At 61.6% G+C, this 11,531-nt stretch carries 12 protein-coding genes and 1 pseudogene; 12 read left to right on the forward strand and 1 reads right to left on the reverse strand.

The window, feature by feature from the left end:
* Positions 1–334 precede the first annotated feature (334 nt).
* From ACXRVY_RS08445 to ACXRVY_RS08495, 11 genes and pseudogenes are all read left to right on the forward strand, one after another.
* Positions 335–1,699, forward strand: coding sequence for a cache domain-containing protein (locus ACXRVY_RS08445; protein WP_223463121.1), 1,365 nt, complete (start codon positions 335–337; stop codon positions 1,697–1,699).
* 35 nt (positions 1,700–1,734) lie between these two features.
* Complete coding sequence (locus ACXRVY_RS08450; RefSeq protein ID WP_057396633.1) at positions 1,735–2,367, forward strand: response regulator; 633 nt, start codon at positions 1,735–1,737, stop codon at positions 2,365–2,367.
* Between the two features lie 136 nt (positions 2,368–2,503).
* A pseudogene (locus tag ACXRVY_RS08455) lies at positions 2,504–2,785 on the forward strand (hypothetical protein); the annotation flags it as partial.
* A gap of 216 nt (positions 2,786–3,001) precedes the next feature.
* Positions 3,002–3,592 (forward strand): amino acid synthesis family protein, encoded by a 591-nt coding sequence (locus tag ACXRVY_RS08460; RefSeq protein ID WP_007978708.1) that lies wholly within the window; start codon positions 3,002–3,004, stop codon positions 3,590–3,592.
* A gap of 44 nt (positions 3,593–3,636) precedes the next feature.
* The gene (locus ACXRVY_RS08465) at positions 3,637–4,470 is read left to right on the forward strand and encodes an alpha/beta fold hydrolase (protein ID WP_223463123.1); all 834 of its coding nucleotides are present in this window, start codon (positions 3,637–3,639) and stop codon (positions 4,468–4,470) included.
* The gene (locus tag ACXRVY_RS08470) at positions 4,467–5,948 is read left to right on the forward strand and encodes an aldehyde dehydrogenase (protein WP_457266279.1); all 1,482 of its coding nucleotides are present in this window, start codon (positions 4,467–4,469) and stop codon (positions 5,946–5,948) included. The genes ACXRVY_RS08465 and ACXRVY_RS08470 overlap by 4 nt, the downstream gene beginning before the upstream one ends.
* 12 nt (positions 5,949–5,960) lie before the next feature.
* A complete protein-coding gene (locus ACXRVY_RS08475) occupies positions 5,961–6,446 on the forward strand; it encodes a flavin reductase family protein (protein ID WP_458237244.1) in 486 nt (161 codons plus the stop codon).
* A 136-nt stretch (positions 6,447–6,582) separates the two neighbouring features.
* Positions 6,583–8,034: an NAD-dependent succinate-semialdehyde dehydrogenase gene (locus ACXRVY_RS08480; protein WP_223463126.1), complete on the forward strand. Its 1,452-nt coding sequence runs from the start codon at positions 6,583–6,585 to the stop codon at positions 8,032–8,034.
* 19 nt (positions 8,035–8,053) lie between these two features.
* Positions 8,054–8,443, forward strand: coding sequence for a carboxymuconolactone decarboxylase family protein (locus ACXRVY_RS08485; RefSeq protein ID WP_007991919.1), 390 nt, complete (start codon positions 8,054–8,056; stop codon positions 8,441–8,443).
* Between the two features lie 86 nt (positions 8,444–8,529).
* Positions 8,530–9,282: a GntR family transcriptional regulator gene (locus ACXRVY_RS08490; RefSeq protein WP_223463127.1), complete on the forward strand. Its 753-nt coding sequence runs from the start codon at positions 8,530–8,532 to the stop codon at positions 9,280–9,282.
* 1 nt (position 9,283) lies between these two features.
* Complete coding sequence (locus ACXRVY_RS08495; RefSeq protein WP_458237245.1) at positions 9,284–9,847, forward strand: NUDIX hydrolase; 564 nt, start codon at positions 9,284–9,286, stop codon at positions 9,845–9,847.
* A 134-nt stretch (positions 9,848–9,981) separates the two neighbouring features.
* Here the strand turns inward: ACXRVY_RS08495 and ACXRVY_RS08500 are convergent, their stop codons facing one another.
* Positions 9,982–10,278 carry a DUF1330 domain-containing protein gene (locus ACXRVY_RS08500; RefSeq protein ID WP_223463128.1) on the reverse strand — a complete coding sequence of 99 codons (297 nt, stop codon included), beginning with the start codon at positions 10,276–10,278 and terminating at the stop codon, positions 9,982–9,984.
* Between the two features lie 70 nt (positions 10,279–10,348).
* On the opposite strand from ACXRVY_RS08500, the gene ribBA reads away from it, so the two are divergent.
* Positions 10,349–11,458, forward strand: a complete 1,110-nt coding sequence (gene ribBA, locus ACXRVY_RS08505; protein WP_223463129.1) for a bifunctional 3,4-dihydroxy-2-butanone-4-phosphate synthase/GTP cyclohydrolase II — start codon at positions 10,349–10,351, stop codon at positions 11,456–11,458.
* Positions 11,459–11,531 lie beyond the last annotated feature (73 nt).

Raw genomic sequence — 11,531 nt, forward strand, 5'->3', positions numbered from 1 at the left:
CCCCAACTCAGACGCCGGATAGATGAAAGCAAGCCAAACACGACATCAACAACAGTATTGCAGAAAAGGGGGTAACCATAGATGTGGGAGCGAGGGTGTACACAGACTTCACATCCGACACATATCAACTGTGGGAGCGAGCTTGCTCGCGATAGCGGACTGTCTGTCACATCACTCCTGAATGTGCCGCCCTCATCGCGAGCAAGCTCGCTCCCACAGGTTCTGCATTTCAATTGAATGGTGTCCCGGCCGTCAGTCATTCCGTCCAGCAACGCTACAGGCCCAGGGTATCTTTGGCATATGATCCCGAGCCTTCGCGCGGGCAGGAGTCAACATGCAGCTCAAACACAAGATCGTCGCCCTCGGGATTCTGCCGCTGGTGCTGGCCATTGCCGTCATCTGTGCGCTGGTGATTTCCCTCAACCGCCAACTGGGCGATCAACAGGCGCAACTGATCGAAGACAGCATTCTGGCGAGCAAGCGCGCGGAGCTGAAAAACTACGTGGAAATGGCGAAAAGCCTGATCGAGCCGCTGTACGACGACGGCCACGGCGATGCCCACGCCCAGCAACAAGTGCTGGAAGAACTGCGCAAGCTCAGCTTCGGCATCAACGGCTACTTCTTCGTCTACGACCATGAAGGCCGCAGCCTGATGCACGCACGCCAGTCGGAACTGGTGGGCCAATACCTGTGGGACATGAAAGACCCCCACGGCCTGCCGGTGATCCAGGCGCTGCTCAAAAGCGCACAATCGGGCGAAGGTTTTCAACGCTACGCCTGGAACAAACCCTCCTCCGGCCAGGTGACCGACAAGCTCGCCTATGTGGTGATGCTCGATCGCTGGGGCTGGATGCTCGGCACCGGCATCTACCTCGAAGACGTCGAGCGCGCCACCCAGCAAGCCCGTGCCGAAGTGGCCATGGGCATCCGCAAGACCATGATGGCCATCGCCGTGGTCGCCCTGGTCGCGGTGCTGTTCGTGTTCGCCACCGGCATGACCCTCAACGTCAGCGAACACCGGCTGGCGGACAAGAAACTGCAGCGCCTGACCCAGCGCATTGTCAGCCTGCAGGAGGAGGAACGATCCCGGGTGTCCCGTGAACTGCACGACGGTATCAGCCAGGTGCTGGTTTCAATCAAGTTTCAGTTCGAACTGGCCAGCCATCTGCTGGAACGCGGACAAGCCCACGACAAGGGCCTGAACACGTTAAGGGACGCCACCGAGCGCCTGGGCGATGCCATCGGCGAAGTCCGCAGTCTCTCCCATGACCTGCGCTCATCCTTGCTCGACACCCTCGGCCTGCCGGCGGCCATCGGCCAATTGGCCGCCGAATTCGAGCAGCGCAGCGGGCTGAGCGTGACCTATGACGAAAATGAATTCGACTGCCAACTGGTCGACGGCGCGGCTGTTGCACTGTTCCGCATCGTCCAGGAAGGCCTGACCAATATTGAACGCCATGCGCAGGCGAAGAACGTATCCATTACCCTGCGCGGCTGCGAACAATCGGTGCGGCTGACCGTGGTCGATGACGGCATCGGTTTCAACGTCGCCCAGGTCGAACGTCGTCAGGCCGGCATTGGTTTGCGTAACATCCGCGAACGCGTCGAACATTTTGGCGGACGCTTCGATTTGATCTCGATGCCGGGCAGAAGCGAGCTGGACGTGCTGCTGCCGATGAAACCTGGCGCAAAGCGCTGACCCGGCCCCAAAAACTACAAGAGTGAACAGCTGCGATGAACCTGCCCTCCCCGATCCGCGTCGCCCTGGTCGACGATCACTCCCTGGTCCGCGACGGCATCAAGGCGCTGCTGGCCGTGATGTCGCCCCTGGAAATGGTCGGCGAAGCGGAAAACGGCGCCGAAGCCATCGAGATGGTCGGACGTTGCCAGCCGGACCTGCTGCTGGTCGACATCAGCCTGCCGGACATGAACGGCCTGGAACTGACCCGCGTGCTACGCAGCCAATACCCGTCGCTCAAGGTGCTGGTGCTGAGCATGTACGACAATTACGAGTACGTCAGTGAATCGGTGCGCTCCGGCGCCAGCGGCTACGTGCTGAAAAACGCCCCGTCACGGGAAATCATCGCCGCCATCGAAGCCATCAGCAGCGGCGGAACCTTCTACAGCGCCGAAATCGCCCAGCGGCTGATCGCCGACAGGAACACCGACAACGAACTGACCCCGAGGGAAAGCCAGGTGCTGTCGAAGATGGCGCAAGGGTTGAACAACAAGGAAATGGCCCGGGAACTGGACATCAGCGTGCGCACGGTGGAGACACACCGCTTGAGCATTCGGCGCAAGCTCAACATCGACAAGCCGGCGGCGCTGGTCAAATACGCCATCGATCATGGGCTTATTTCTCGCTAACACCCCACCCTCCCACAGGGATCTGCGATCCATTGACTGCGTCGATAGTCACCATTGATTCAATGAAGTTCTCTTAAAAAATCCACGGCGTAACATCTGCTCCGTACCCACCCATAACAACCCGGAGCACACCATCATGAAACGCCAAACCTTCCTCAGCATCGCTTTCTCGGTTTTTGCAGTGAACGCTTTTGCCGCTACTTCTGCTCAGCCAGTTGTCGCCGAAGGCGGTTCGGATCGTCTGATTGAAAGCCGTGTGGCCGAGGGTGGCTCCGATCGTCTGATCGAGAATCGTGTAGCGGCTGATGGTTCTGATCACCTGAATGACAACCGTGTTGCTGCTGACGGCTCCGATCATCTGAATGGCAACCGTGTTGCCGAAGGTGGTTCCGACCGCCTGATCGAAAGCCGCAACGCCTGAATGCATGGCGGTACCGCAAGACTCGACGAAAGACCCGGCCTGAACAGCCGGGTTTTTTTTTGTGTTTTTTTTGAGCGGCCCGTACGACGCATTTCCCCCGCCCTGCCGCCTTTTCATCGCCATCCGACCAGAAACTCATTTCAGGGTCTTGTGCTTCCTATATTATGGTATACCATCAGACGCACAGACACCCAAACCTCTACGGAGCAGCTCATGAGTTTCGAAATCCGCAAGATCGTCAGCTATGTCGAAGAAACCTTTATCGAAGGCGGCAAAGCCACCGATAAGCCCGTGACCATGGTCGGTCTGGCCGTGGTGATGAAGAACCCCTGGCTGGGCAACGGTTTCGTCGAAGACCTCAAACCACAGATCCGCGCCAATTGCTCCGACCTCGGCGCACTGATGGTCGAACGCCTGGTGGGCATCATCGGCGGTGCCGAGAAAATCGAGGCTTACGGCAAGGCTGCCGTGGTCGGTGCCGATGGCGAAATCGAGCACGCTTCGGCGGTGATCCACACCTTGCGCTTCGGCAACCATTACCGCGAAGCGGTCAAGGCCAAGAGCTACCTGAGCTTCACCAACAAGCGCGGCGGCCCGGGCACCTCGATTCAGATCCCGATGATGCACAAGGACGACGAAGGCCTGCGTTCGCACTACATCACTCTGGAAATGCAGATCGAAGACGCACCGCGTGCCGACGAAATCGTCGTGGTCCTGGGTTGCGCCGACGGCGGCCGCCTGCACCCGCGCATCGGCAACCGTTACATCGACCTGGAAGAACTGGCCGCCGAAAAAGCCCAGTAACCGGCCAGCAGAACGACAACAAGAAGGCATTGCAGGAGCGCTCCATGATTCGGCTCACCGCTGAACTCACCCCGGCTGGCACCAGTTACCTGGCGACCGGCCAAGGCCAGCCCGTGGTCTTGATCCACGGCGTGGGCCTGAACAAAGAAATGTGGGGCGGCCAGATCGTTGGCCTGGCCACGAAGTACCGCGTCATCGCCTACGACATGCTCGGCCATGGCGCCAGCCCGCGCCCGGAAAGCGGCACGCCGCTGCTCGGCTATGCCGACCAGTTGCTGGAGCTGCTCGACCACCTGCAATTGCCCAAGGCAACGGTGATCGGTTTTTCCATGGGCGGGCTGGTGGCGCGGGCGTTTGCCCTGCACTACCCGCAACGCCTGGAAGGCCTGGTGGTGCTCAACAGCGTGTTCAACCGCAGCGCCGAACAGCGCGCCGGGGTCATTGCCCGCACCAGCCAGGCTGCCGAACACGGACCGGACGCCAATGCCGAAGCGGCGCTGTCGCGCTGGTTCAGCCGTGAATACCAGGCGGCCAACCCGGCGCAGATCGCGGCGATTCGCCAGACCCTGGCCGGCAATGACCCCCAGGGTTACCTGACCACTTATGAGCTGTTCGCCACTCAGGACATGTACCGCGCCGACGACCTGGCCAGCATCCAGGTGCCGACGCTGATCGCCACCGGCGAACTGGACCCGGGCTCGACCCCGGAAATGGCCCGGCAACTGGCCGAACGCATTCCCGGCGCGACCGTTGCCGTCCTCGCCGAGCAACGGCATATGATGCCCGTAGAATCGCCGCGCCTGGTCAACCAGCTGTTGCTGGAGTTTCTGCAGGCCGCGCACTCCAAACAAAACCAGATCAAGGGGATCGTTGCATGACACTCGCACGCTTCCAGATGTGCATCGGCGGTGAATGGGTCGATGCCCTGTCCGGCAAGACCTTCGAAAGCCTCAACCCGGCGCTGGCCGAGCCTTGGGCCGAATTGCCCGATGCCGACGAAGCCGATGTCGAACGCGCCGTACAAGCCGCGCAAACCGCTTTCGACAGCCCGGCCTGGCGCGGTTTGACCGCCACCGCTCGCGGTAAATTGCTGCGGCGCCTGGGCGACCTGATCGCCGAAAACAAAGAACAACTGGCGCAGCTGGAAAGCCGCGACAACGGCAAGCTGATCCGCGAAACCCGTGGCCAGGTCGGCTATCTGCCGGAGTTCTTCCACTACACCGCAGGCCTGGCGGACAAGCTCGAAGGCGGCACCCTGCCGCTGGACAAGCCGGACCTGTTTGCCTACACCGTGCACGAAGCCATGGGCGTGGTCGCCGCGATCATTCCGTGGAACAGCCCGCTGTACCTGACCGCGATCAAACTCGCCCCGGCCCTCGCCGCGGGCAACACCATCGTGATCAAGCCGTCGGAACACGCTTCGGCAACGATTCTTGAACTGGCGCGCCTGGCCCTGGAAGCCGGGATTCCGCCGGGGGTGGTCAACGTTGTCACCGGATATGGCCCGAGCACCGGCGCCGCCCTCACCCGCCATCCGCTGATCCGCAAGATCGCCTTCACCGGCGGCGCGGCCACGGCGCGGCATGTGGTGCGCAGCAGCGCGGAGAACTTCGCCAAGCTGTCGCTGGAACTGGGAGGCAAATCGCCGAACATCATCTTCGCCGACGCCGACCTCGACAGCGCGATCAACGGCGCCATCGCCGGGATCTACGCCGCCTCCGGGCAGAGCTGCGTCTCCGGTTCGCGCCTGCTGGTGCAGGACGAGATCTACGACGAATTCGTCGGCCGTCTGGTGGAACGCGCCCGGCGCATCCGCATTGGCAACCCCCAGGACGACAGCAGCGAAATGGGCCCGATGGCCACCGCCCAACAACTGGCCGTGGTCGAAGGCCTGGTGGCCGACGCGATTGCCGAAGGTGCGCGCTTGCGCCTGGGCGGCAAGCGTCCGGAGAATCTGGGCGACGGCTGGTTCTACGAACCGACGCTGTTCGAATGCGACCGCAACTCGATGAAGATCATGCAGGAAGAAGTCTTTGGTCCGGTGGCTTCGGTCATCCGTTTCAAAGACGAAGCCGAAGCCCTGGCGATTGCCAACGACTCGCAGTTCGGCCTCGCCGCCGGCATCTGGACCCGTGACCTGGGTCGTGCCCATCGACTGGCCCGGGACGTGCGTTCGGGGATCATCTGGGTCAACACCTATCGCGCGGTCTCGGCCATGGCGCCGATCGGCGGCTTCAAGAACAGCGGCTATGGACGCGAAAGCGGCATCGATTCGGTGCTGGCCTACACCGAGCTGAAAACGGTGTGGATCAACCTGTCCCAGGCACCGATGCCTGATCCCTTCGTGATGCGCTAGGAGTCCTGGAAAATGATCGAACCCGGCATTTACAAAGACGTGATGAGCTCGTTCCCGTCCGGGGTCACGGTGGTCACCACCCTGGACCCGGCCGGCGGCATCGTCGGCATCACCGCCAGCRCCTTCAGTGCGCTGTCGATCGACCCGGCACTGGTGCTGTTCTGCCCCAACTACGGCTCCGACACCTACCCGGTGCTGCGCGACAGCAAGCAGTTCGCGATTCATCTGCTGTCCGCCGACCAGACCGCCGAAGCCTATGCCTTCGCCGGTAAAGGCAAGGACAAGGCCAAAGGCATCGAGTGGCACTTGAGCGAACTGGGCAATCCGATCCTCGCCAAGGCGACGGCGATCATCGAGTGCGAACTGTGGCGCGAATACGACGGCGGCGATCACGCGATCATCGTCGGCGCGGTGAAGAACCTGATCCTGCCCGCGCAACCGGTGACGCCGATGATCTACCACAAAGGCAAGCTGGGGCCGCTGCCCACCCTGGCCTGACGGATCTACACAATCCCCTGTGGGAGCGAGCTTGCTCGCGATGACGGTGTATCAGTCGACATAGATGTTGAATGTCAGTCCGCTATCGCGAGCAAGCTCGCTCCCACAGGGTCCATCACTTTTCTCAGGAGCCGGCATGAGCCCAGCAGCTTCGTTACTGTTCCGTCAGCAGGCCTACATCGATGGCCAGTGGCTGGACGCGCCGGATGGCGCCTGTCAGGACATCTTCAATCCAGCCACCGGCGAGTTGATCGGCCAGGTGCCGAACCTCGGTACCGAACACGCTCGTCTAGCCATCGATGCCGCCAACAAAGCCTGGCCGGCCTGGCGCGCGCTGACCGCCAAGGAGCGCAGTAACACGCTCAAGCGCTGGCATGCCTTGATGCTGGAAAACGCCGACGCCCTGGCTGAAATCCTCACCCTCGAACAAGGCAAGCCACTGGCTGAAGCCAAGGGCGAAATCCTCTACGCCGCGAGCTTCATCGAGTGGTTCGCCGAAGAGGCCAAGCGCATCTACGGCGACACCATTCCCAGTCACAAGGGTGATGCGCGCATCGTGGTCAGCAAGGAGCCGATTGGCGTGGTCGCGGCCATTACGCCGTGGAACTTCCCGGCGGCGATGATCACGCGCAAGGCCGGCCCGGCACTGGCCGCCGGTTGCCCGTGCATCGTCAAACCGGCCCCGGAAACGCCCTTCTCGGCGCTGGCCATGGCGGCTCTGGCGGAACAGGCCGGCATTCCAGCGGGTATTTTCAATGTGATCACCGGCGACGCCGTGGCCATCGGTGGTGAGCTGACCGGCAGCAGCCTGGTGCGCAAACTGTCGTTCACCGGCTCCACTGCCATCGGCAAATTGCTGATGGCCCAGTGCGCGCCGACGCTGAAAAAAGTCTCGCTGGAACTGGGCGGCAACGCGCCGTTCATTGTCTTCGACGATGCCGACCTGGAGCGTGCCGTTGACGGCGCGTTGATCGCCAAATTCCGCAACGCCGGGCAGACCTGCGTTTGCGTCAACCGTTTCCTGGTGCAGGACGGCATCCACGACGCCTTTGTCGCGCGCCTGGCCGAGCGGGTTTCGCAACTCAAGGTCGGCAGCGGTTTCGAGGATGGCGTCACCCAAGGGCCGCTGATCAATGAGCGTGCCGTGGCCAAGGTCGAAGACCACGTGCAGGACGCGCTGGCCCACGGCGCACAATTGCTGTGCGGCGGCGAACGCCATGCATTGGGCAACGGCTTCTTTCAGCCAACCGTTTTGGCGGGCGTTACCACGCAAATGAAAGTCGCCCAGGAAGAAACTTTCGGTCCACTGGCAGCGGTGTTCCGTTTCGACACCGAGGCCCAGGCCGTCGAGATGGCCAACGACACCGAATTCGGCCTGGCCGCCTACTGCTACACCCGCGACCTGGGCCGCGCCTGGCGCATGAGCGAGGCGCTGGAGTACGGCATGGTCGGGATCAACGAAGGGCTGATTTCCACCGAAGTCGCGCCGTTTGGCGGCATCAAGTCCTCGGGGCTGGGCCGTGAAGGGTCGAAGTACGGCATCGAGGATTACCTGGAACTCAAATACACCTTGATGGGCGGCCTCTGAGCCCACGGGAGCTACGCAAATGAACAACGAAAAATACGAAAAAGGCCTGAAGATCCGCACCCAGGTGCTGGGTGAGGCCTACGTCAATCGCTCCATCGAGAACGCCGACGACTTCACCCGACCGTTGCAGGAAATGGTCACCGAGTATTGTTGGGGTCATGTCTGGGGCCGTGAGGGTTTGTCGCTCAAGGAGCGCAGCATGATCAACCTGGCGATGATCTCGGCCCTCAACCGGCCCCACGAACTCAAACTGCATGTGCGCGGCGCCTTGCGTAACGGCCTGAGTCGTGAGCAAATACGCGAAATATTGCTTCAGGTCGGCATTTATTGCGGTGTCCCCGCTGCCGTAGACAGTTTCCGGCTCGCCCGTGAAGCCTTCGCCGAAGCCGATGCCGAGGCCTCCAGTTAACCCTTGGCTGTTTGATGACAGAGCACATGGATTCCCGTAATCGAAGTGCTCTTTTTGCATGGACAGCCACAATCAGAGCGGRCCCCATGAAACGCCTGCCACTCGACGACAGCTTCAAGGTCAATCGCAACCCGGTCACCCTGCGCGAAATCGTGCTGGATAAACTGCGAAGCGCCATCATGAACTTCCAGCTCATGCCGGGAGACCGACTGGTCGAACGCGATCTGTGCGATCGCCTGGGCGTCAGCCGTACTTCCGTGCGCGAAGCCTTGCGTCACCTGGAATCCGAAGGTCTGGTGGAATTCGCCGACGCCAAGGGCCCGCGGGTCGCGATCATTACCCTGGCCGATGCCGTCGACATCTACGAGCTGCGCTGCGTACTCGAAGGGCTGATCGTGCAACTGTTCACCCTGCGCGCGAAGGCCAAGGACATCAAGGCCCTGGAAAAAGCCCTGGAAGAAAACCGCAAGGCGCTCAAAGACGGCGAACTGCAACAGGTCATCGACTCGGTGCAGGGTTTCTACGATGTGCTGCTTGAAGGTTCGGGCAACCATGTCGCGGCCACTCAACTGCGTCAATTGCAGGCACGCATCAGCTACCTGCGCGCGACCTCGGTGTCCCAGGAAAACCGTCGCAGCGCCAGTAACCAGGAAATGGAGCGCATGGTCGAGGCGATCAAGGGCGGTGACCCGCTGGCCGCCCACCAGGCGTGCGTCGACCACGTGCGAGCGGCCGCTGCCGTGGCCCTGGACTACCTCAAGCGCAAACAGGAAGAAACCGGCGCCACGCCGCAGATCACCCTACCCATCGCGCTGAAAGAACCGCGCATAGGTCGCTGAAATGTTCAGCCCGAGCTTTTGCCCCAAGTGCGGCAGCGCAGACCTTAGGTCACAGCTGCCGCCGGGCGATACGCACGAGCGCCTGATGTGTCGCGGCTGCGGCTACATCCATTACGTCAATCCGAAGATCATTGCCGGCTGCATCATCGAGCAGGACGGCAAGTACCTGTTGTGCCAGCGCGCGATTCCACCGCGCCCCGGCACCTGGACGTTGCCGGCGGGCTTCATGGAAAGTGGCGAGACCACCGAGCAGGCCGCGCTGCGGGAAGTCTGGGAAGAAAGCGGCGTGCGTGCGGAAATCGTCTCGCCCTATTCGATCTTCAGCGTGCCGCAGATCAGCGAGGTGTACATCATCTTCCGCGCCATCGCGCTGGAGATTACCGGGCAGTACGGCCCGGAAACCCTCGACTACCAATTCTTCGCGCCCGAGGACATTCCCTGGGACAGTATTTACTACCCGGCGATCCGGCAGATCCTTGAGCGCYATATCGAAGAGCGTCAGGCTGGGGTGTATGGCATTTACATGGGTAATGACGACAGCGGCAAAATCCATTTCATCCGCTGAAAAATCCCCCACTCCCCTGTAGGAGCGAGCCTGCTCGCGATGGTCGTCAACGATGACGCGTGCTGACTGACCGAACGCGTTGCTCTGACGTTTTTCGCGAGCAGGCTCGCTCCTACRGGGTCAAGCGGTGTTGGTTAGAGCGGCGCCATGCCCTCGACAATAATCACCTCTGCCTTCGCCACACCCTCACGGTGCCCCCTCGCCTCCTGATACAACGCCGAGTGATAGCAAGCCACCGCCTGCTCATAGGAATCAAACTCGATCACCACACTGCGCTGCGGCGTAGACCTACCTTCCATCGCCTCGCTGCGCCCACCCCGCGCCAGAATCCGACCGCCATACAAGGCAAACGCCTGCGGCGCCCGCTGAGTGTATTGGCTGTATTGATCAGGGTCAGTGACATCCACATGAGCAATCCAGTACGCCTTCATAGTGACCTCTCGGTTTATTTTGTATTATGGTATACCACATTACCAATCCAACAAATACCGAGACTCCAGCATGGCCTTCAACAGCATCGAAGAAATCATCGAAGATTACCGCCTCGGCAAAATGGTCCTGCTGGTGGACGATGAAGACCGGGAAAACGAAGGCGACCTGTTGCTGGCCGCCGATTGCTGCACACCCGAGGCGATCAGTTTCATGGCCCGTGAAGCCCGGGGCCTGATCTGCCTGACCCTGACCGACGAGCACTGCAAGCGCCTGGGCCTGGAGCAGATGGTGCCGAGCAACGGCAGCGTGTTCAGCACCGCCTTCACCGTGTCTATCGAGGCCGCCGTCGGTGTGACCACTGGCATTTCCGCTGCAGATCGTGCCAGCACCGTGGCCGCCGCTGTCGCCGCCCATGCCGGCCCTGCCGACATCGTGCAACCCGGCCATATCTTCCCGTTGCGCGCCCGGGAAGGCGGCGTACTGACCCGTGCCGGCCATACCGAAGCCGGCTGCGACCTGGCCCGCCTGGCCGGCCATACGCCCGCCTCGGTGATCGTCGAAGTGATGAACGACGACGGCACCATGGCCCGCCGCCCGGACCTGGAAGTGTTCGCGCGCAAGCACGGGATCAAGATCGGCACCATCGCCGACCTGATTCACTATCGCCTGAGCACCGAACACACCATCGTGCGCATTGGTGAACGTGACCTGCCGACCGTGCATGGCACCTTTCGTCTGATCACCTTTGAGGATCGCATCGAAGGAGGTGTCCACATGGCTATGGTCATGGGCGATTTGCGTCGCGATGAGCCGACGCTGGTGCGGGTGCATGTGATTGACCCGTTGCGCGACCTGGTCGGCGCCGAATACAGCGGGCCGAGCAACTGGACGTTGTGGGCCGCCTTGCAGCGAGTCGCCGCCGAAGGCCACGGCGTGGTGGTGGTGCTGGCCAATCACGAATCCTCCCAGGCGTTGCTCGAACGCGTGCCGCAATTGACCCAGCCGCCACGGCAGTTCAGCCGTTCGCAGTCGCGGATTTATTCGGAGGTGGGCACTGGAGCGCAGATCCTGCAGAACCTGGGTGTTGGCAAATTGCGCCACCTGGGGCCGCCACTGAAGTATGCGGGTTTGACCGGGTATGACCTGGAGGTGGTCGAGAGTATTCCATTCACCGAGTGACCCTCGATTTAGCGCAATTCATTGTAGGAGCGAGCCTGCTCGCGATGGCGGCATGACAGTCAACACTTATATC

It is taken from the genome of Pseudomonas sp. P5_A2_2, assembly GCF_054177685.1.

Coding starts and splice junctions, on each gene's coding strand:
- ACXRVY_RS08480 (WP_223463126.1), top strand. CDS start 6,583: ATGAGCCCAGCAGCTTCGTTACTGTTCCGTCAGCAGGCCTACATCGAT.
- ACXRVY_RS08445 (WP_223463121.1), top strand. CDS start 335: ATGCAGCTCAAACACAAGATCGTCGCCCTCGGGATTCTGCCGCTGGTG.
- ribBA (WP_223463129.1), top strand. CDS start 10,349: ATGGCCTTCAACAGCATCGAAGAAATCATCGAAGATTACCGCCTCGGC.
- ACXRVY_RS08465 (WP_223463123.1), top strand. CDS start 3,637: ATGATTCGGCTCACCGCTGAACTCACCCCGGCTGGCACCAGTTACCTG.
- ACXRVY_RS08470 (WP_457266279.1), top strand. CDS start 4,467: ATGACACTCGCACGCTTCCAGATGTGCATCGGCGGTGAATGGGTCGAT.
- ACXRVY_RS08450 (WP_057396633.1), top strand. CDS start 1,735: ATGAACCTGCCCTCCCCGATCCGCGTCGCCCTGGTCGACGATCACTCC.
- ACXRVY_RS08500 (WP_223463128.1), bottom strand. CDS start 10,278: ATGAAGGCGTACTGGATTGCTCATGTGGATGTCACTGACCCTGATCAA.
- ACXRVY_RS08460 (WP_007978708.1), top strand. CDS start 3,002: ATGAGTTTCGAAATCCGCAAGATCGTCAGCTATGTCGAAGAAACCTTT.
- ACXRVY_RS08490 (WP_223463127.1), top strand. CDS start 8,530: ATGAAACGCCTGCCACTCGACGACAGCTTCAAGGTCAATCGCAACCCG.
- ACXRVY_RS08485 (WP_007991919.1), top strand. CDS start 8,054: ATGAACAACGAAAAATACGAAAAAGGCCTGAAGATCCGCACCCAGGTG.